A 19,211-nucleotide genomic window follows, 5' to 3' on the forward strand; every position below is an offset into this window, starting at 1 on the left:
CCGCGCAAAATTTTTTTTCCGGCGGGCATGCGCGCGATCAGCGCTCGAGCAGGTGCAGCTTTTCCTGCACGTCCTTCCACTCGTCAGCGTCGGCCGGCGCCGGCTTCGTCTTCGTGATCGACGGCCAGTTCTTCGCCAGCTCGGCGTTCAGCGCGGTGAACTGCTGCTGATCGCCCGGAACGTCTTCTTCTGCATAGATCGCATTGGTCGGGCACTCGGCGACGCACACGGCGCAGTCGATACACTCGTCCGGATCGATGGCGAGAAAGTTGGGACCTTCACGGAAGCAATCCACCGGGCATACATCCACGCAATCCGTGTATTTGCACTTGATGCAGCCTTCGGTCACAACGTGAGTCATTAAAACGCTCCTGCTTGGCGGTCGGTATATATGGGGTGGCGTATGCGCCAAAAGCGGCATTGTAACTGATGCGCAAAACCCGTATCACGTGGCCGGCTTTCCAGCTTATACCGTTTCGTGATTAGTTTATGAGCGCCTGTCCGGAGCGGCCCGCGCAGGGCAGCGCGCTGCGGTTTCCCGATGGTCCGGCCCGCATTCGGGTAACATGGCCGGCAGACCGGGCGGCGCGCGGTGCGCCGGGGCCGGTTCCGAAATTGGCGGTGCCGTCACCATGATCATCACTTCGCTGCTCGACACGGATCTCTACAAGTTCACGATGATGCAGGTCGTCCTGCATCACTTCCCGGCCGCAAGCGTCGAATACCGCTTCAAGTGCCGCACGCCCGGCGTCGATCTCGTGCCGTACATCGACGAGATGCGCGACGAGGTGCGCGGCCTGTGCGCGCTGCGCTTTACCGACGTCGAGCTCGACTACCTGCGCCGGATGCGCTTCATCAAGAGCGACTTCGTCGATTTCCTCGCGCTCTTTCACCTGAACGAGAAATACATCTCGATCACGCCGTCGCCCAAGGGCAACGGCGAGATCGACATCGAGATCAAGGGGCCGTGGCTGCACACGATCCTGTTCGAGATCCCGGTGCTCGCGATCGTCAACGAGGTGTACTTCCGCAACACGCAACGCGAGCCCGACTACCGCGAGGGGCGCGGGCGGCTGGGCGAGAAGATCAAGCTGCTCGGCGCGAAGCCGGAATTCGCCGACTGCAAGATCGCCGACTACGGCACGCGCCGGCGCTTCTCGAAGGTGTGGCACGAGGAGGTCGCGCGCACGCTGCGCGACGGCCTCGGGCCGCAGTTCGCCGGCACGAGCAACGTGCTGTACGCGATGAAGCACGGCATCACGCCGCTCGGCACGATGGCGCACGAATACCTGCAGGCGTGCCAGGCGCTCGGGCCGCGGCTGCGCGATTCGCAGATCTACGGCTTCGAGATGTGGGCGAAGGAGTACCGCGGCGACCTCGGCATCGCGCTGTCGGACGTCTACGGGATGGACGCGTTCCTGCGCGACTTCGACATGTACTTCTGCAAGCTGTTCGACGGCGCGCGCCACGATTCGGGCGATCCGTTCGAATGGGGCGAGCGGATGATCTCGCACTACGAAGCGAACCGCTGCGACCCGCGCACCAAGGTGCTGGTGTTCTCCGACGCGCTCGACATCCCGAAGGTCATGCAGCTGTACGAACGGTTCCGCGGCCGCTGCAAGCTCGCGTTCGGCGTGGGCACCAACCTGACCAACGACCTCGGCTACGTGCCGCTGCAGATCGTGATCAAGATGGTCCGCTGCAACGGCCAGCCGGTCGCGAAGCTGTCCGACTCGCCGGGCAAGAGCATGTGCGACGACAAGGCATATCTCGCGTACCTGCGCCAGGTGTTCGGCATCGCGCAGCCGGTCGAGGACGACGCGTCGCAATAGTCGCCGGTCTTTTGGCCGTTCGGCCGAAGGTGCGTGGCGCGAGGGGCGGCCGGTATAATCCGACGGTATCGCCCGCCAACGTCACGAGGACCGTTCATGGACACTTCCGCTGCCCGTCGCCAGATCCTCGCGCGCATCCGCGCCGCGCAGGGGCGCGCGGCCGAGCCGGACGCGACGGAGCGCGAAGGTGTCGACGACTACCTCGCCCGTCATCCGCAAGGCCCGCGTCCGCCGGCGCCGGCCGACTTGGTCGCCGCGTTCGTCGACGAAGCGACGAAGCTCGCGACGACCGTCGACGAAGTCGCGACGCTGGCCGACGCACCCGCCGCCGCGGCCCGCTACCTGTTGGCGCACGGCCTGCCGATGCAGGCTGTCGCGTGGCGCACGCTGGCCGACCTCGACTGGGCGGGCGCGGGGCTGGCCGTCGAATGCCGCAAGCCGGCCGACGGTGATCTCGTCGGTCTGACCGGCTGCTTCTGCGCGACGGCGGAAACCGGCTCGCTGGTTCTGCTGTCCGGTCCCGATACTTATGCGTCGGCCGGCCTGCTGCCCGAGACGCACATCGCGATCGTGCCCGCGTCGCGGATCGTTGCCGGCCACGAGGACGCGTTCGCGCTGATCCGCGCGGAGCGCGGCGAATTGCCGCGTGCGGTCAATTTCGTGTCCGGCCCGTCGCGCACGGGCGACATCGAGCAAACCATCGTGCTGGGCGCGCACGGCCCGTACCGCGTCCACGTGATCGTCGTACGGGGCGCGTGACGCGCCCGCTGCATCCACCACTGTTCAACAAAGGAAGTTCCGCATGAAACGACATGCCGCCTGGGCGGGCATGGCGTCGGGGGCTGCGCTTGGCGCCGCTCCCGCGCTCGCATCGGCCGCGACGCTCGACGGCGCCACGCTGTCCGCCCTGTGGGGCGTCCCGTTCGCCGGGATCCTGCTGTCCATCGCGCTGTTCCCGCTCGTGGCTCCGGTGTTCTGGCATCACCACTTCGGCAAGATCGCGGCCGCGTGGGCCGTCGCGTTCCTGGTGCCGTTCGCCGTCGTGTTCGGCGCGGGCACCGCGCTCGGCACGCTCGTGCACGCGCTGCTCGAGGAGTACGTCCCGTTCATCGTGCTGCTCGCCGCGCTCTATACGGTCGCGGGCGGGATCTGCGTGAACGGCAACCTGCATGGCACGCCGAAGCTCAACACCGCGATCCTCGCGCTCGGCACGCTGCTTGCCAGCGTGATGGGCACGACCGGCGCCGCGATGCTGCTGATCCGGCCGCTCCTGCGTGCAAACGACAATCGCAAGCACGTCGTGCACGTCGTGATCTTCTTCATCTTCCTCGTCGCGAACGCGGGCGGCTCGCTGTCGCCGCTCGGTGATCCGCCGCTGTTCCTTGGCTTCCTGAACGGCGTGAGCTTCTTCTGGACGACGACGCATCTCGCGCTGCCGATGCTGTTCATCTGCGCGGTGCTGCTGACGATTTTCTTCGCGCTCGACACGTATTACTACCGCAAGGGCGGCGAGGAGCGGCCGGTCGCGCTCGACCCGACGCCCGACGGCGGCGGGCTGTCGATCGACGGCAAGATCAACTTCGTGCTGCTCGCGGTGGTGGTCGGCCTCGTGCTGCTGAGCGGGATCTGGAAGCCCGGCGTCACGTTCGACGTGTTGGGCACGCACGTCGCGCTGCAGAACCTGGTCCGCGACGTCGCGCTCGTCGCCGTGACGTTCGCGTCGCTCGCGCTGACGCCGCGCTCCGCGCGCGAGGGCAACGCATTCAACTGGGCGCCGATCGAGGAGGTCGCGAAGCTGTTCGCGGGCATCTTCGTGACGATCGCGCCGGTGATCGTGATCCTGCGCGCGGGCGCGGACGGCGCGTTCGCGCAGATCGTCCATCTCGTCACGGGGCCGGACGGCAAGCCGGTCGACGCGATGTACTTCTGGGCGACGGGCCTGCTGTCGTCGTTCCTCGACAATGCGCCGACCTACCTCGTGTTCTTCAACCTCGCGGGCGGCGACGCGCAGTCGCTGATGACCACCGGCGCGACGACGCTCGCGGCGATTTCCGCGGGCGCGGTGTTCATGGGCGCAAACAGCTACATTGGCAACGCGCCGAACTTCATGGTGAAGGCGATCGCCGAGTCGCGCGGCGTGAAGATGCCGAGCTTCTTCGCGTATCTCGGCTGGGCGGTCGTGATCTTGGTGCCGGTGTTCCTGCTGACGACGTGGCTGTTCTTCACGGCGTAAGCTGACGGTTTTCAACAAGGAGCGGGTGGCCGGCGAACGAGCCCCCCGCGGCATGCGGAGATGGCGATGCAGAAGATCCTGGTCGCGCGTCCGATCTTCCCGGACGTGATCGAACGGCTCGAGCAGTATTTCGAAGTCGACTGGAACAATGGCGATGCGCTCGCGCCCGACGCGCTCGCCGCGCGGCTGGCCGACAAGGACGGCGCGCTGACGGCGGGCGACCCGATCGGCGCGGCCACGCTCGCGGCGGCGCCGCGCCTGCGCGTCGTGTCGAACATGGCGGTCGGCTACAACAATTTCGACATGGCCGCGTTCAACGCGGCGAACGTGCTCGGCACCAACACGCCGGACGTGCTGAACGAATCCACCGCCGATTTCGGCTGGGCGCTGATGATGGCAGCCGCGCGGCGCATCGCCGAAGCCGAGCACTGGCTGCGCGCCGGGCGCTGGCAGAAGTGGGAATACGACGGCTTTCTTGGCCACGACATCTACGGTTCGACGCTCGGCATCATCGGCATGGGCCGTATCGGGCAGGCGCTCGCGCGCCGCGCGCAAGGCTTCGGCATGCAGGTGATCTATCACAACCGGTCGCGGGTCGCGCCCGAGATCGAAGCGGCGCTGAACGCCGAGTACGTGTCGAAGGAAGCGCTGCTGTCGCGCGCCGACCACGTCGTGCTCGTGCTGCCGTATACGAAGGACAACCACCACACGATCGGCGCGGCCGAGCTCGCGCTGATGAAGCCCACCGCGACGCTGACCAACATCGCGCGCGGCGGGATCGTCGACGACGCGGCGCTGGCGGCCGCGTTGCGCGACCGGAAGATCGCCGCGGCCGGCCTCGACGTGTACGAGGGCGAGCCGAGCGTGCATCCGGCGCTGCTCGAGGTGCCGAACGTCGTGCTGACGCCGCACATCGCGAGTGCGACCGAGAAGACCCGCCGCGCGATGGCGAACCTTGCCGCCGACAACCTGATCGCCGCACTGGGCGAAGGGCCGCGCGCGGGGCGTCCGCCGAACCCGATCAACCCGGACGTGATAGGGAAGACGCGCGCATGACGATCACGTTGTTGCTCGCGGCGGTCGTCGTGCTGGCCGCCGCACTGGCGGTGGCGGTCGTCGCAATCGTGCGGGGCGGCGGCCGCCACGACGACGTGGCGGTGCTCGGCGACCAGATCGAGGACGCCGCGCACGCGCAGGTGCGCGCGGTCGAGCGGCTCGAGCGCGAACTGCGCGGCGAGATCGTCGAGGGCGCGCGCGGCTCGCGCACCGAACTGGCGGGCAGCTTTGCGCGGCTGCAGCAGACGCTCGCCGCGCAGCTCACGAGCGTCGCCACCGTGCAGAACAACCAGATCGACGGTTTCGCGCAGCAGCTCGCGAAGCTCGTCGCCGGCAACGCGCAGCAGTTCGACGCGATGCGCGACAGCCTGCAGCGCCAGGCGCAGCAGGCGCGCGAGGAGCAGAGCGCGGCGCTGCGAATGTTCGGCGACACGCTGAACCGCCAGCTCACGCAGCTGACCGAAGCGAACGACCGCCGGATCGGCGAAGTGCGCGCGACGCTCGAACAGCGCCTGAAGGAAATCGAGACGAACAACGCGGCGAAGCTCGAGGAGATGCGGCGCACCGTCGACGAGAAGCTGCACGCGACGCTCGAGCAGCGGCTCGGCGAGTCGTTCAAGCTGGTCTCCGACCGGCTCGAGCAGGTGCATCGCGGGCTCGGCGAGATGCAGACGCTCGCAGCCGGCGTCGGCGACCTGAAGAAGGTGCTGACCAACGTGAAGACGCGCGGCACCTGGGGTGAAGTGCAGCTCGAGGCGCTGCTCGAGCAGATGCTGACGCCCGACCAGTACGCGAAGAACGTCGCGACCGTGCCGAAGAGCAGCGAGCGGGTCGAGTTCGCGATCAGGTTGCCGGGGCGCGACGCCGGCGCGAACGACGCGCCGCCGGTCTGGCTGCCGATCGACGCGAAATTCCCGCGCGAGGACTACGAGCGGCTGATCGACGCGCAGGAGCGGGCCGACGCGGCCGCGGTCGACGAGGCCGCGCGCGCGCTCGAGGCGCGCGTGCGGGCGGAAGCGCGCACTATTGCCGAGAAGTACGTCGCGCCGCCGCACACGACCGATTTCGCGCTGCTGTTCCTGCCGACCGAAGGGCTGTACGCGGAGATCCTGCGCCGCCCGGGGCTGACCGACCTGCTGCAGCGCGATTACCGCGTGACGGTGGCGGGCCCGACGACGCTCACCGCATTGCTGAACAGCCTGCAGATGGGCTTCCGGACCCTCGCGATCGAGAAGCGTTCGAGCGAGGTCTGGCAGGTGCTCGGCGCGGTGAAGACGGAGTTCGGCAAGTTCGGCGACGTGCTCGCGCGCACGAAGTCGCAGCTGGAGACGGTCACGCGTTCGATCGAGGCGGCCGAGCAGCGCACGCGCGTGATGAACCGCAAGCTCAAGCAGGTAGAGGCGCTGCCGGGCGATACGGCGGCCGGCCTGCTGGGCGCGGACGGTGTCGATCCCGACGACGCGTGACCGGCGTCGGCCACGCGAGCCGTCATTGAAACGAAAATGGGCGCGATGAGCGCCCATTTCTTTTGACGGCTGCTGCCGCGGCGGCCGGGTTCAGTGCCCGGCGAGCGTATCCAGCGCGTCGCCCGTCACGCGCACGATGCGCCAGTCCGGCAGCACGGTCGCGCCCATCTTCTCGTAGAAATCGATCGCGCGCTGGTTCCAGTCGAGCACCGACCACTCGAAGCGTGCGCAGCGGCGCTCGACGGCGAGCGCGGCAAGCTGCCGGAGCATCGCGGTGCCGAGGCCCGTGCCGCGCTGCGACGGCTGCACGTAGAGATCCTCGAGATACAGGCCGCGACGGCCCAAGAACGTCGAATAGTTGTGGAAGAACAGCGCATACGCGACGAGCGCACCGTCGCGTTCGGCGACGAGCGCTTCGGCCGCCGGGTGCGCGCCGAACAGCGCGTCGGCGAGATCGGGCTCGGTTGCGACGAACAGGTGCGTGAGCTGTTCGAATTCCGCCAGCTCGCGCATCAGCGCGAGGATCGCGCCGACGTCTCGTGCCTCGGCCGCGCGGATCAGCGGGCTGCCGCTCACGCTTCCTCCGGCGGGTCGGACAGCACGATCTCGATGCCGCCGAAGCGCGACGCAACCCAGTTGTATGCGTGGCAGGCGATCCACAGCAGCACGAAGCCGACCACCGCGTTCAGCAGCAGCGCACTCAGGATCGTGCTCAGTTCGACCATCCCGAAGCGGACGTATGCGACGAGAATGCCGAGCAGCACGATCGGCACGCTGAACGTCAGGTAGACGAGGATCAGCGCCTTGGCGGTCTGTCCCGCGGCGATCGACGAAATTTGTTTCTTCATGTGCGGATTGCCCCCGTAGTGATACCGATAAATGGAATTCAGATCAGGCCGTCGAACGGCAGGATGTCGACCGGCGCGCCGGCGTCGACCGCGCCCGCGTCATGGCCGAGAACGATGAAGCAGTTGGCGGCCGCGAGGCCGCTCAGCGACGCCGAGCTTTGCGAGCCGGCCGGCGCGACCTGCCAGCCGCCGTCGGCGGCGCGCGTGGCGACGCCGCGCAGGTATTCGGCGCGGCCGGGCCGCTTCTTCAGCGGCTGCGTGCTGAGCGCGGTGTACAGCGCGGGCGGCGGCGTCTGCGCGCCGGCCATCGCCAGCAGAGCAGGGCGGACAATCGCGTAGAACGTCACCGCGGATGCCACCGGGTTGCCGGGCAGGCCGAAGAACAGCGCGCCGCGTTCGCCGGCGGACGGCGGCGCGAGCGTCCCGCACGCGAGCGGCCTGCCGGGGCGCAGCGCGAGACTCGCGAACGTGACGTCGCCGAGGCGCGCCATCACGTCGCGCGTGAAATCCGCCTCGCCGACCGATACGCCGCCCGACGTGATCACCGCATCCGCGTGCGCGGCGACCGCGTCGCGCAGCACCGCTTCGAGCGCGGCCGGGTCGTCGCGGACGATGCCGAGATCGAGCGGTTCGGCGTTCAAGCGGGCGAGCATCGCGACGAGCATCCCGCGATTGCTGTCGTACAGCGTGCCGCGGTCGAGCGGCGTGCCCGGCGCGCGCAATTCGTCGCCGGTCGAGAACACGGCGACGCGCAGGCGGCGGCGCACGGTCACGTCGGCGTGGCCGAACGACGCGAGCAGGCCGAGGTCGGCCGGGCGCAGGATGCGGCCCGCGGCGAGCGCGCAGGCGCCGCGCGCGAGATCTTCGCCGGCCTTGCGGCAGTTCGCGCCGCGCGACACGTCGCGCGCGGCGAACCGGATCGCGCCGTCCAGCGCGGTCACGCGCTCCTGCGGGATCACGGTGTCGCATCCGGCCGGCACCGGCGCGCCCGTCATGATGCGGATGCAGCCACGCGCGGGCACGGCGCCGTCGAACGGGTGGCCGGCGAACGCCGCGCCCGCGATCGCGAGCGTCACGTCGCCATCCGGCGACGCGTGCGCGCATTCGCCGCCGTCGAACGCGTAGCCGTCCATCGCCGAATTGTCGTATGCGGGGATGTCGAACGGCGCCGTCACGTCGGCCGCGAGCACGCGGTCGAGCGCATCGCGCAACGGCACCGTGTCGCACGCGTCGACCGGCGCCGCGCAGCGGCACGCGAGCGCCTGCGCGTCGGCGAGCGACAGCGGCACGTCGTGGTCGGCTGCGGATCGGGAAGCGGACGAGGATTGCGTGGTCATGAGTCGGACTGCGCCGCGAGGCTTATCGGTTGGTGGCCGGGGTTCGTAGCCGGTTGGACGACGGCGGCGCGATTGCGCGGGGTCGCAGGCGGCGGGCGGCGCGCGGGAACCGGGCCGGCGCCGTCAGCGACGGGCGAGCGCGGCGAGCTCCTGCCAAGAGTTGGCATTGTAAAACGCACGCTCGTCATGAAACTCGACTTCGACCGCCTTGTGGCGCGCGTACCACGCACGCACCTTGCGGTCGCCGGCGTCGAGCCGCGCCGCGAGATCGTCGGCCAGCGACGTGCGCAGCAGCGCGAACGTCGGCTGCGGAGCGCGCTGATGCTGCGCGTCGACCGTGACCGCCATGGCGATGTCGGCGTGCTGCGCGACGAGCGCCGCGTGGAGCCGCGCGACCAGATCCTCGGGCAGGAACGGCGAATCGCACGGTGCGCACGCAACGAGCGGTGCGCGCGCCGCGCGCATGCCGGCGAGCAGGCCCGCGAGCGGACCGGGGAAGTCGTGCGTCGCATCGGGCACCACGCGCGCGCCGAACGGCGCGCCCAGTTCCGCATAGCGCTCCGGATGGCGGTTCGCGCTGATCAGCGTTTCGTCGACCTGCGGCGCGAGCCGGCGCAGCACGTGCAGCGCGAGCGGCGTGCCGTCCAGCAGTTGCAGGCCCTTGTCGACGCCGTCCATGCGCGTTGCGCGGCCGCCCGCGAGCAGCAGGCCGGCGATCGACGGGAGCGGGGCAGCGGCCATCGCGCGTCAGCCGCCGATGTAGGACATTTCGACGCGCTTGCCCGCGCGCTCGGCCGCCGTGTCGGCCATGGCGCTGCCGCGCAGTTGCGAGTAGCGGTCGGTGCGGGCCTGCCAGATGCGCGCGATCGCGGTGGCGATCTCGGCGTCGCTCGCGCCGTTGCGCACCAGCGCGCGCAGGTCGTGGCCGGCCGTCGCGAACAGGCACAGGTACAGCCTGCCTTCGGTCGACAGGCGCGCGCGCGTACAGTCGCCGCAGAACGCCTGCGTGACGCTGGAGATCACGCCGATCTCGCCGCCGCCGTCCGCGTAGCCCCAGCGCTGCGCGGTTTCGGCCGCCGTGTGGGCCTCGAGCGGCACGAGCGGGAAATGCTCGGCGATGCGTGCGACGACGTCGGCGGACGGCAGCACCTCGGCCATGTTCCAGCCGTTCGACGTGCCGACGTCCATGTATTCGATGAAGCGCAGCACGACGCCCGTGCCGCGGAAGCGCGCCGCCATCGGCAGTATCTCGCTGTCGTTGGTGCCGCGCTTCACGACCATGTTGACCTTGACCGGCTCGAGGCCGGCGGCCTGCGCGGCGAAGATGCCGTCGAGCACGTCGGCGCTCGCGAAGTCGGCGTCGTTCATGCGCCGGAACAGCGTGTCGTCGAGCGCGTCGAGGCTGACCGTCACGCGCGTGAGCCCGGCATCCTTCAGCGTGCGCGCCTTGCGGGCGAGCAGCGAGCCGTTGGTGGTCAGCGTCAGGTCGAGCGGGCGGCCGTCGTGGGTCGTCAGGCGCGCGAGGCGCTCGATCAGGAATTCGAGGTTCTTGCGCAGCAGCGGCTCGCCGCCCGTGATGCGGATCTTCTCGACGCCGTGCGCGACGAACAGCCGCGCGATCCGCTCGATTTCCTCGAGCGTCAGCAGCGCGCTATGCGGCAGGAACGGGTAATCCTTGTCGAACACCGCGCGCGGCATGCAGTACACGCAGCGGAAGTTGCAGCGATCCGTCACCGAGATGCGCAGGTCGCGCAGCGGGCGCGCAAGCGTGTCGTGCAGCAGGCCATCCGGGGTGTGCGCGGCGCCGGAGACGTCCGGCAACCCGCTGACGTCGGCGAGGGGAATGATGCGTCGGGACATGTTGAAAGCGGTACGAGCCAGACCTCTATTCTAGCCGCAAGCGCCGGGGCGGGCTGCGGGCGGAAAACCCTCGGCGCGGACGTGAAAAAGCCCGCCGAAGCGGGCTTTTTCGTGACGGCGGACGCGATCAGTGATGCGTCGTTTCCACCTGCTGCATCGGCGTCGTGTCGACCGGCGGCAGCGCCTTGCGCTCACGCGGCACGCGAGCCGGCCGCGGGAGCTGCGCGGCGGCGTCCTGCGCGGCGCGGAACTTGTCGGCGTCCGTGTTCACCCAGACGAGCCCGGCTTGCGTCAGCACCGACTCCAGGCTGGCCGAGGCGGGCGCCGCGGCAGCCGGTTGCGCTTGCTCGACGACCGGGGCGGCCACGGCAGCCTCGACCGGCGCCGCTTCGACGCGAACCGGCTCGGCTGCCACCGCCGGGGCGGTTTCGACCATCGCGACCGGGGCGGCCGGGGCGACTTCGGCGACCGGTGCAGGTTGCGGCGCTGCGACGGCCGCAGGCGCTTCCGGCACTTCCAGCGCATCGTTCGGCGAGACCGCGACCGGGGCGGGGCCGGCTTCGGCCGCAGCGACCGGCGCAGCGGTTTCAACCGGTTGCGCCGCGACGGCGGGTTCGACCGCGGTGACGGCCGGTGCGGGCTCGACGCGAGCCGGTTCCGGCTGCATGTCGGCAGTGGCCGGCTCTGCGTGCGCGACCGCTTCCGCAACGACGGCGCCGGCTGCCGCGACAGCCGCCGCGACTGCCGGTGCTGCCGCGTGCGGCGCTTCGGCGACCGGTGCTGCATGCGCAACGGGCTCCGCTGCCGGTGCGACAGCGGCTTCGCCTTCAGCGCCTTCCGCTGCGTGGGCGACGATCGCGCCGTCTTCCTCGCGCTCGCGACGACCGCCGCGGCGGCCGCGACGGCGGCGGCGGCGTTCCTCGCCGTCACGCGCGCCGGCTTCGGCGTCGGCCGTCACCTCGGCGCCCGGCAGGGCAGCGGCCTTGTCGGCTTCGAGTTCCGGATGGCTTTCGCCGCGGGTGACCGTTTCGAGCGTGGCCGCATGCTGGGTCGGCTTGCGGCGCTCGCCGCGCTCGCGACGTTCGCCGCGTTCCTGGCGCTCGCCGCGACCGGCTGCCTCGACGGCTTCCGGCTGCTCGACGCGCTCGCGCGGCTCGCGGCTTTCACGCGGCTCGCGGGTTTCGCGGCCCTCGCGCGCTTCACGCGGCTCGCGTTGGCCACGGCCTTCGCGGCCTTCGCGACCCTCGCGGCCTTCACGCGGCTCGCGTGCTTCACGGGCTTCCTTGCCTTCGCGCTCCGGACGCTGCGGCTGGCCGCCGCGGCCGGCTGCGGCCTGGTCGCGGCCGCCTTGCGGCTGCTGGGCGCCGCCGCGGCGGTTGCGATTGCGATCGCGATCGCCGCCGCGTTCGCCGCGCTGCTCGGACTTCTCGGTGCGCTCGCGCGCCGGGCGGGCGGCCTGCTCTTTCACGGGGGCCGGAGCCGGGGCGGGCGCGGGCGCCGGCTGCATGCCGAACAGGCCCTTCAGCCAGCCGATGATGCCGCCGCTTGCAGCGGCGACCGGGACGGGCGCGGGCGTCGGCTCGGCCGGACGCTGCGGCGCCGGGCTCGGCGCCGGTCGCTCGGGCGTGATGCCCTTGACCGCGGCTTCCTGCTTCGGCTTCACTTCGGCGGCGCGCTTGCTGTAGCCGGTTTCCGATTCCAGCTCGCGGGCGGCTTCCTCGGCCATCTTCCACGAGGCGCGCGGATCGTCCAGGCGCGCGTCGTCGTGACGCAGGCGCTCGAGCTTGTAGTGCGGCGTATCGAGGTGCTTGTTCGGGATCAGCACGATGCCGACCTTGAAGCGCGACTCGATCTTGTTGATTTCCTGGCGCTTTTCGTTGAGCAGGAAGGCGGTCACCTCGACCGGCACCTGGCAGTGGATTGCCGCGGTGTTTTCCTTCATCGCTTCTTCCTGAATGATCCGCAGGACTTGCAGCGCGGACGATTCGGTGTCGCGGATATGGCCGGTGCCGTTGCAGCGCGGGCAGGTCACGTGGCTGCCTTCGGACAGCGCCGGGCGCAGCCGCTGGCGCGACAGCTCCATCAGGCCGAAGCGCGAGATCTTGCCCATCTGCACGCGGGCGCGATCATGCTTGAGCGCATCCTTCAGGCGCTGCTCGACCTCGCGCTGGCTCTTGGCCGATTCCATGTCGATGAAATCGATCACGATCAGGCCGCCGAGGTCGCGCAGGCGCAGCTGGCGGGCGACTTCGTCGGCCGCCTCGAGGTTGGTGCGGGTCGCCGTTTCCTCGATGTCCGCGCCCTTGGTCGCGCGCGCCGAGTTCACGTCGATCGCGACGAGCGCCTCGGTGTGGTCGATCACGATCGCGCCGCCCGACGGCAGCGGCACCGTGCGCGAATACGCGGTCTCGATCTGGTGCTCGATCTGGAAGCGGGAGAAGAGGGGCACGTCGTCGTGGTAGCGCTTCACCTTCGACACGTTGTCCGGCATCACGATGTCCATGAACGCACGGGCCTGATCGTGGATCTCGGTCGTGTCGATCAGGATTTCGCCGATGTCCGGCTGGAAATAGTCCCGGATCGCGCGGATCACGAGGCTCGATTCCAGGTAGATCAGCATCGGCTCGCCCGAGCGGCCGCTCTGCGATGCGGCTTCGATCGCGCGCCACAGCTGCAGCAGGTAGTTCAGGTCCCACTGCAGTTCCTCGGCGCTGCGGCCGATGCCCGCGGTGCGGGCGATCATGCTCATGCCGTCCGGAATCTGCAGCTGCGCCATCGTTTCGCGCAGTTCCTGGCGCTCGTCGCCCTCGATGCGGCGCGACACGCCGCCGCCGCGGGGGTTGTTCGGCATCAGCACGAGGTAGCGGCCGGCGAGCGAGATGAACGTCGTGAGCGCCGCGCCCTTGTTGCCGCGCTCTTCCTTCTCGACCTGGACGATCAGCTCCTGGCCTTCACGCAGCGCGTCCTGGATGCGCGCGGAGCGCATGTCGACGCCTTCCTTGAAGTACTGGCGGGCGACTTCCTTGAACGGCAGGAAGCCGTGGCGGTCTTCGCCGTAGTTGACGAAGCAGGCTTCGAGCGACGGCTCGATGCGGGTGATGACGCCTTTGTAGATATTGCCTTTGCGTTGTTCGCGTCCGGCGGTCTCGATATCGATGTCGATGAGTTTTTGCCCATCGACGATGGCGACGCGCAGCTCCTCCTGCTGCGTCGCATTGAACAGCATGCGTTTCATGAACGACTCCAGGCGGCTCTGCTGCCGGCGCCTCGCGGTTGTCAGCCGCAAGGGCGGGAACGACGGCAGGCCGCGCCTTGTTGTGTTGTCACAAGCACGCTGGAGCGGGATCGATGGCGGGGAGAATTGCCTGAAGAGGCGCTTGGGTCCCGAACGACGGGGCCGGCGGCCATAGGGCACCTGCGAACACGGCTTCAAAGCACGGCGTCCACACTCCGCACGCTGCACAAGCGCGCTAAGCCTCAGACCGGGCACTGCCGCGGGCGCGCACAGAAAGTCGCGCGCGCCGACGGGCGGCAGATGCTGCGGCTTGGGCCGCAGCGGGGAGTATCGAATCCAGCCCGACTTTCCCGCCTGGGGTGTTCTTCCTTGGTTTGACGTCGCCAGTCCCCGCACGCTTCGCGGGGCCAAATCGGGCGCAACGCCGTTTTTCGCAACCGGCAGCCGGATCGGACGCGTCGCGCCGCCCGGCTGCCAATTAAATTCTTTTCAACCAACTTTCCGTTACCGCGGCGCCTTGCCGACCGAATCCGCCTGTGGGCGTGATCCCTGCCGGCGGCCGGCGCCGTGCGTGCAACTTGCTGCTTCTCTTTGTTCGGGGCGAGCAGCCAGCCCCCGGCGCAAGTAAAATGACGGTTTGCGCTTGCGCCTTGCCCAATCCGTCCGTGCCGGCCGATCAGGCCGCCCGCTACGTCAGGCTGGGCAAAATTATATTCAGTATGAATGAGTTAGGCAAAATATCCCAGAATTCGGTCGCAAGCGGCCAGGTCTCGATGGTCGAGATCGACGAAACTGCCGCGGGTCAGCGGATCGACAATTTCCTGTTGCGCGTCTGTAAAGGCGTGCCGAAAAGCCATATTTACCGGATCCTGCGCAGCGGGGAAGTCCGTGTGAACAAGGGTCGGGTCGACGCGCAGTATCGGCTCGCGCACGGCGATATCGTGCGGGTGCCGCCGGTGCGGATGGCCGCGGCCGATCTCGCGCGCGCCGACAAGTCGGTCGTGCCGCCCGCGCATTTCGACGTGCTGTTCGAGGACGACGCGATGCTCGTGATCGACAAGCCGGCCGGCGTCGCGGTGCACGGCGGCAGCGGCGTCGCGTTCGGCGTGATCGAGCAGCTGCGCCAGGCGCGCCCGCGGGCGAAATTCCTCGAACTCGTGCATCGTCTGGACCGCGAGACGTCCGGCGTCCTGATGCTCGCGAAGAAGCGTGCCGCGCTCGTCGGCCTGCACGAGATGATCCGCGAGAACCGGATGGACAAGCGCTATTTCGCGTGCGTGCACGGCGAGTGGCAGTCCGACTGGGGCCGCCGCCGCGCGGTGAAGGCGCCGCTGTTCAAGTACACGACCCCGGAAGGGGAGCGCCGGGTGCGCGTGCAGGACGATGGCCTGCCGTCGCACACCGTGTTCAACCTCGTCGAGCGCTGGCCCGACTATGCGCTCGTCGAAGCGGAACTCAAAACGGGTCGGACCCATCAGATTCGCGTGCACCTCGCGCATCTCGGCCTGCCGATCGCCGGCGACGCCAAGTATGGCGATTTCGCACTGAACAAGGCGCTGTCGCGCGCGAACGCGCAGCCGTCGCTGAAGCGCATGTTCCTGCATGCGCACCGGCTGCGGCTCGCGCATCCGCTGACCGGCGAGGCGCTGCAGTTCGACGCGCCGCTGCCGGACGAATGCCGGCGCTTCCTCGACCAACTGAGCGCATTGCGCGATACCGCTTGAACCGCATGGCACGACAGCAATTTGACCTGATCGTCTTCGACTGGGACGGCACGCTGATGGATTCGACGGCGCACATCGCCTTCAGCATCCAGGCGGCATGCCGCGATCTCGGCTTGCCCGCGCCGTCCGACGAGGCGGCCCGCTACGTGATCGGCCTCGGCCTGCGCGACGCGCTGCAGATCACGGCGCCGACCCTCGATCCGTCCGACTATCCGCGGCTCGCCGAGCGCTACCGCTATCACTACCTGATCAAGGACCAGCGCATCGAGTTGTTCGCCGGCGTGCGCGAACTGCTCGCGGAGCTGCGCGACACCGGCTACCTGCTGGCGGTCGCGACCGGCAAGGGCCGGGTCGGGCTGAACCGCGCGCTCGACCAGGCGAAGCTGACGAGCCTGTTCGACGCGACGCGCTGCGCGGACGAGACGTTCTCGAAGCCGCATCCGGCGATGCTTCAGGAACTGGGCCGGGAACTGGGGCAGGATCTGGCGCGCACCGTGATGATCGGCGACACGACCCACGATCTGCAGATGGCGGCCAGCGCGGGTGCGGCCGGCATCGGCGTCGCGTACGGCGCGCATTCGGCCGACGCGCTCGCCGCACTGGCGCCACGCTTCGTCGCGCCGGACGTCGAGGCGCTGGCCGGCTGGCTGCGGGAGTTCGCATGAGCGCAGCCGTTCCCGCCCCGGACGCGGTGCGCGTCTGCGCGTCGGACGCACTGGCCGACGGCGGCGCCGGCGTGCGCGTCGACGCGACGCTGCGCGGCGAGCAGGCCGTCGTGTTCTTCGTGCGCTACGACGGCCGCGCGTACGGCTACCTGAACCGCTGCGCGCACGTGCCGATGGAGCTCGACTGGGCCGAGGGCCAGTTCTTCGAATCGTCGGGCCTATACTTGATGTGCGCGACGCATGGCGCGATCTATGCGCCGGACACCGGCAAATGTGTCGGCGGTCCGTGCCGCGGCGGCCGCCTGCGGCCGGTCGAGGTCGACGAGCGGGACACGCCCGACGGCCGCGCGGTATTCTGGGTGCCCGACGCCGATCTGCGTCCCGCCACGACTGACTGACGACAACCACGCATGGCCGACCAACCGACGACTCCTCCCGATTCCTCCTCCCGCCCCGACGGCCGCGAACCGAACTGGGAGCGCGCGGCGCTCGAGCGGATCGCGCTCGCGGCGGTGAAGGAGCAGCGCGCGGCACGGCGCTGGAAGATCTTCTTCCGCTTCGCGTTCCTCGCCGTGTTCCTGCTGCTCGCGTTCGCGCTGATCGATTTCTCGAGCGATGCGAAGTTCTCGACGAGCGGCCGGCACACGGCTGTCGTGACGATCGACGGCGAGATCGCGGCCGGCGTCAACGCGAACGCCGACGACATCAACACGGCGCTCAACGCCGCGTTCGACGACGACGGCGCGGTCGGCGTCGTGCTGCAGATCAACAGCCCGGGCGGCAGCCCGGTGCAGGCGGGCATGGTCTACGACGAGATCAAGCGCCTGCGCGCGAAATACCCGGGCAAGCCGCTGTACGTGGTCGTGACCGACATGTGCGCGTCGGGCGGTTATTACATCGCGGCGGCGGCTGACCGGATCTACGTCGACAAGGCGAGCATCGTCGGCTCGATCGGCGTGCTGATGGACGGCTTCGGCTTCACCGGCCTGATGGACAAGCTCGGCATCCAGCGGCGCCTGCATACGTCGGGCGAGAACAAGGGCTTTTACGATCCGTTCTCGCCGGAAACCCCGAAGATGGACACGCACGCGCAGGCGCTGCTCGATCAGGTGCACGCGCAGTTCATCAAGGCGGTGAAGGATGGGCGCGGCGCGCGCCTGCACGAGACGCCGGACATGTTCTCGGGCCTGTTCTGGACCGGCGAGAAGGGCGTCGAGCTCGGGCTCGCGGACGGCTTCGGCACGACCGACTCGGTCGCGCGCGACGTGCTGAAGGCGCCCGACCTCGTCGACTACACGGTGAAGGAGAGCCTGACGAACCGCGTCGCGCGCAAGTTCGGCGCGGCGGTCGGCAATGCCGCGATGAAGGCGCTGGCTTCGGGCGCGCAGTTGAGCTTGCGCTAGGGGCGGTTCGCGCGCCGGGCGAGACCCGGCGCGGGTTCCGCCGTCAGTTCGCCAGCAACAGGAAGATCGCAGGGCGCTTGTGCAGATCGGGCACCGGCGCCTTTTTCCATTCCGCCGCGGTGCGGCTCGCGATGGTCTCGGTCGCGAGCGTCAGGTCGGCCGCGACGCAGATCAGCGTCGATGGCGCGCAGGTCGCGACGAGCGTGTCGAGCATCGCGTGATTGCGGTACGGCGTCTCGATGAAGATCTGCGTCTGGCGCGCCTTGCGCGACAGTTGCTCGAGCTCGCGCAGCCGCTTCGCGCGTGCGCCCGCGTCGACCGGCAGGTAGCCGTTGAACGCGAAGCTCTGGCCGTTCAGGCCGGACGCCATCAGCGCCAGCAGGATCGAGCTCGGCCCGACGAGTGGCACGACCTTCACGCCGCGCTCGTGCGCGCGGCGCACCAGCAGCGCGCCCGGGTCGGCGACGGCCGGGCAGCCGGCCTCGGACACGAGCCCGGCGTCCGCGCCGGCCAGCACCGGCGCGAGCAGCCGGTCGATCTCGCCGGCCGGCGTGTTGACGTTCAGCTCGCGGATCTGGATTTCCTGGATCGGCCGCGTCGTGCCGATCTTCTTCAGGAACGCGCGCGTGGTTTTCGCGTTTTCGCCGATGTAGTAGCCGAGCGTGCCGGCTTGCGCCTGCACGGCGGCGGGCAGCACGGCGGCCAGCATCGATGCGTCGCCGTCGCCGAGGGTGTTCGGCACCAGGTAGAGCGTGCCGGCCGTCATGCGCGGTCTCCGCGGGCGGCGAACAGCGGGTAGTGCGCGGCGCGCAGCATCCGCGTCAGCGCGATCAGCGGCAGCCCGACGAGCGCGGTCGGGTCGTCCGAGTCGATCGCGTCGAGCAGCGCGATGCCGAGCCCCTCGGATTTCGCGCTGCCGGCGACGTCGTAGGGCGTTTCCGCCCGCAGGTAGGCGTCGAGTTCGGTCTCGGGCAGCGTGCGGAAGCGCACGCGCGTCACGACGTCCTCGTTCTGCGATTCGCCGGTGCGGCTGTCGTACAGGCTGAGCGCGCTGTGGAATTCGACCTCGCGGCCCTGCATCGAGACGAGCTGTGCAAGCGCGCGCTCGTGCGTGCCGGGCTTGCCGATCTGCAGGCCGTCGAAGGTCGCGACCTGATCGGAGCCGATCACGAGCACGCCGTCCGGCGCGTCGATCGTGGCGGCAACCGCGCGCGCCTTCGCGCCGGCAAGGCGCAGCGCGGTTGCGGCCGGCGTCTCGCCGGGCAGCGGGGTTTCGTCGAGGTCGGGCGACATGACGTCGAACGGTACGCCGAGCCGCTCGAGCAGCGCGCGGCGGTAACGGGAACTGGAGGCGAGAATCAGCCGCGGCGAGCGGCAAAAGGTGTCCGGCATGGTCGGTTGGTGATGAGTCGTCGGGGCGCGACGCGACGGCGCGCGCGGGCGTAAGCTTAAGTGATTGACCGGAAAAGGTAAAACGGGTATGCTTTCCCGCTTTTCATCGGCAGGCTCCTGGTTGGGCGTCTGCCGGGTCTTCGGAAGTTCACGGCGCACG

18 protein-coding genes are annotated in these 19,211 nt (G+C 69.4%); 9 read left to right on the forward strand and 9 right to left on the reverse strand.

The genetic code is table 11. The features are described 5' to 3' along the window. Positions 1-37 precede the first annotated feature (37 nt). Entirely contained in the window at positions 38-361 is a 324-nt protein-coding gene (gene fdxA / locus KY49_RS04040; RefSeq protein ID WP_042583454.1) for a ferredoxin FdxA, read from the reverse strand. Positions 362-632: 271 nt separating this feature from the next. On the opposite strand from fdxA, the gene pncB reads away from it, so the two are divergent. The 5 genes from pncB (at position 633) to rmuC (ending at position 6,587) form a co-directional block, all read left to right on the forward strand. Then, positions 633-1,832, forward strand: coding sequence for a nicotinate phosphoribosyltransferase (pncB, locus tag KY49_RS04045; protein ID WP_042583455.1), 1,200 nt, complete (start codon positions 633-635; stop codon positions 1,830-1,832). A 96-nt stretch (positions 1,833-1,928) separates the two neighbouring features. Next, positions 1,929-2,591 (forward strand): LutC/YkgG family protein, encoded by a 663-nt coding sequence (locus KY49_RS04050; RefSeq protein WP_042583456.1) that lies wholly within the window; start codon positions 1,929-1,931, stop codon positions 2,589-2,591. A gap of 43 nt (positions 2,592-2,634) precedes the next feature. After that, positions 2,635-4,065: a sodium:proton antiporter gene (locus KY49_RS04055; protein WP_042583457.1), complete on the forward strand. Its 1,431-nt coding sequence runs from the start codon at positions 2,635-2,637 to the stop codon at positions 4,063-4,065. 66 nt (positions 4,066-4,131) lie between these two features. After that, entirely contained in the window at positions 4,132-5,121 is a 990-nt protein-coding gene (locus KY49_RS04060; RefSeq protein ID WP_042584551.1) for a 2-hydroxyacid dehydrogenase, read from the forward strand. Beyond that, positions 5,118-6,587, forward strand: coding sequence for a DNA recombination protein RmuC (gene rmuC / locus KY49_RS04065; protein ID WP_042583458.1), 1,470 nt, complete (start codon positions 5,118-5,120; stop codon positions 6,585-6,587). Before KY49_RS04060 ends, rmuC begins: the two co-directional genes overlap by 4 nt. Positions 6,588-6,677: 90 nt before the next feature. On the opposite strand, the gene KY49_RS04070 is transcribed toward rmuC, so the two are convergent. The 6 genes from KY49_RS04070 to KY49_RS04095 form a co-directional block, all read right to left on the reverse strand. Beyond that, on the reverse strand, positions 6,678-7,163 hold the full coding sequence (locus KY49_RS04070) for a GNAT family N-acetyltransferase (RefSeq protein WP_042583459.1): 486 nt from the start codon (positions 7,161-7,163) through the stop codon (positions 6,678-6,680). After that, a complete protein-coding gene (locus KY49_RS04075; protein WP_042583460.1) occupies positions 7,160-7,435 on the reverse strand; it encodes a hypothetical protein in 276 nt (91 codons plus the stop codon). The genes KY49_RS04070 and KY49_RS04075 overlap by 4 nt, the downstream gene beginning before the upstream one ends. A 38-nt stretch (positions 7,436-7,473) precedes the next feature. Continuing rightward, positions 7,474-8,772: a molybdopterin molybdotransferase MoeA gene (moeA, locus tag KY49_RS04080; protein ID WP_042583461.1), complete on the reverse strand. Its 1,299-nt coding sequence runs from the start codon at positions 8,770-8,772 to the stop codon at positions 7,474-7,476. 123 nt (positions 8,773-8,895) lie between these two features. Then, positions 8,896-9,513 (reverse strand): molybdenum cofactor guanylyltransferase MobA, encoded by a 618-nt coding sequence (mobA, locus tag KY49_RS04085; RefSeq protein ID WP_042583462.1) that lies wholly within the window; start codon positions 9,511-9,513, stop codon positions 8,896-8,898. A gap of 6 nt (positions 9,514-9,519) precedes the next feature. Further along, positions 9,520-10,632 carry a GTP 3',8-cyclase MoaA gene (gene moaA / locus KY49_RS04090; RefSeq protein WP_042583463.1) on the reverse strand — a complete coding sequence of 371 codons (1,113 nt, stop codon included), beginning with the start codon at positions 10,630-10,632 and terminating at the stop codon, positions 9,520-9,522. A 127-nt stretch (positions 10,633-10,759) separates the two neighbouring features. Then, positions 10,760-13,867: an Rne/Rng family ribonuclease gene (locus tag KY49_RS04095; RefSeq protein WP_042584552.1), complete on the reverse strand. Its 3,108-nt coding sequence runs from the start codon at positions 13,865-13,867 to the stop codon at positions 10,760-10,762. A gap of 719 nt (positions 13,868-14,586) precedes the next feature. Here KY49_RS04095 and KY49_RS04100 point away from each other — a divergent pair. From KY49_RS04100 to KY49_RS04115, 4 genes are read left to right on the forward strand one after another with little or no spacing between them, the layout of a single operon-like run. Beyond that, a complete protein-coding gene (locus tag KY49_RS04100; RefSeq protein WP_042583464.1) occupies positions 14,587-15,591 on the forward strand; it encodes an RluA family pseudouridine synthase in 1,005 nt (334 codons plus the stop codon). Between the two features lie 5 nt (positions 15,592-15,596). Further along, a complete protein-coding gene (locus KY49_RS04105; RefSeq protein WP_042583465.1) occupies positions 15,597-16,256 on the forward strand; it encodes an HAD-IA family hydrolase in 660 nt (219 codons plus the stop codon). Further along, on the forward strand, positions 16,253-16,654 hold the full coding sequence (locus KY49_RS04110) for a Rieske (2Fe-2S) protein (RefSeq protein ID WP_010091823.1): 402 nt from the start codon (positions 16,253-16,255) through the stop codon (positions 16,652-16,654). The genes KY49_RS04105 and KY49_RS04110 overlap by 4 nt, the downstream gene beginning before the upstream one ends. 12 nt (positions 16,655-16,666) lie before the next feature. Next, entirely contained in the window at positions 16,667-17,659 is a 993-nt protein-coding gene (locus KY49_RS04115; RefSeq protein WP_042583466.1) for a S49 family peptidase, read from the forward strand. A 43-nt stretch (positions 17,660-17,702) separates the two neighbouring features. On the opposite strand, the gene KY49_RS04120 is transcribed toward KY49_RS04115, so the two are convergent. Together KY49_RS04120 and KY49_RS04125 are read right to left on the reverse strand one after the other, a co-directional pair. Continuing rightward, entirely contained in the window at positions 17,703-18,425 is a 723-nt protein-coding gene (locus KY49_RS04120) for an SAM-dependent methyltransferase (protein WP_042583467.1), read from the reverse strand. Further along, entirely contained in the window at positions 18,422-19,051 is a 630-nt protein-coding gene (locus tag KY49_RS04125) for a Maf-like protein (protein ID WP_042583468.1), read from the reverse strand. Before KY49_RS04125 ends, KY49_RS04120 begins: the two co-directional genes overlap by 4 nt. Positions 19,052-19,211: the final 160 nt, after the last annotated feature.

It is taken from the genome of Burkholderia sp. MSHR3999 (assembly GCF_000833595.1).
In the GTDB taxonomy this organism is placed as follows: Bacteria; Pseudomonadota; Gammaproteobacteria; order Burkholderiales; family Burkholderiaceae; genus Burkholderia; species Burkholderia ubonensis.

Bases quoted from the DNA above. Each gene is read 5' to 3' on its own strand.
- KY49_RS04120 (WP_042583467.1), bottom strand. From the start codon at position 18,425: ATGACGGCCGGCACGCTCTACCTGGTGCCGAACACCCTCGGCGACGGC.
- KY49_RS04075 (WP_042583460.1), bottom strand. From the start codon at position 7,435: ATGAAGAAACAAATTTCGTCGATCGCCGCGGGACAGACCGCCAAGGCG.
- moaA (WP_042583463.1), bottom strand. From the start codon at position 10,632: ATGTCCCGACGCATCATTCCCCTCGCCGACGTCAGCGGGTTGCCGGAC.
- KY49_RS04095 (WP_042584552.1), bottom strand. From the start codon at position 13,867: ATGAAACGCATGCTGTTCAATGCGACGCAGCAGGAGGAGCTGCGCGTC.
- moeA (WP_042583461.1), bottom strand. From the start codon at position 8,772: ATGACCACGCAATCCTCGTCCGCTTCCCGATCCGCAGCCGACCACGAC.
- KY49_RS04105 (WP_042583465.1), top strand. From the start codon at position 15,597: ATGGCACGACAGCAATTTGACCTGATCGTCTTCGACTGGGACGGCACG.
- KY49_RS04050 (WP_042583456.1), top strand. From the start codon at position 1,929: ATGGACACTTCCGCTGCCCGTCGCCAGATCCTCGCGCGCATCCGCGCC.
- KY49_RS04110 (WP_010091823.1), top strand. From the start codon at position 16,253: ATGAGCGCAGCCGTTCCCGCCCCGGACGCGGTGCGCGTCTGCGCGTCG.
- KY49_RS04125 (WP_042583468.1), bottom strand. From the start codon at position 19,051: ATGCCGGACACCTTTTGCCGCTCGCCGCGGCTGATTCTCGCCTCCAGT.
- KY49_RS04060 (WP_042584551.1), top strand. From the start codon at position 4,132: ATGCAGAAGATCCTGGTCGCGCGTCCGATCTTCCCGGACGTGATCGAA.
- mobA (WP_042583462.1), bottom strand. From the start codon at position 9,513: ATGGCCGCTGCCCCGCTCCCGTCGATCGCCGGCCTGCTGCTCGCGGGC.
- KY49_RS04100 (WP_042583464.1), top strand. From the start codon at position 14,587: ATGAATGAGTTAGGCAAAATATCCCAGAATTCGGTCGCAAGCGGCCAG.
- KY49_RS04055 (WP_042583457.1), top strand. From the start codon at position 2,635: ATGAAACGACATGCCGCCTGGGCGGGCATGGCGTCGGGGGCTGCGCTT.
- KY49_RS04115 (WP_042583466.1), top strand. From the start codon at position 16,667: ATGGCCGACCAACCGACGACTCCTCCCGATTCCTCCTCCCGCCCCGAC.
- fdxA (WP_042583454.1), bottom strand. From the start codon at position 361: ATGACTCACGTTGTGACCGAAGGCTGCATCAAGTGCAAATACACGGAT.
- rmuC (WP_042583458.1), top strand. From the start codon at position 5,118: ATGACGATCACGTTGTTGCTCGCGGCGGTCGTCGTGCTGGCCGCCGCA.
- pncB (WP_042583455.1), top strand. From the start codon at position 633: ATGATCATCACTTCGCTGCTCGACACGGATCTCTACAAGTTCACGATG.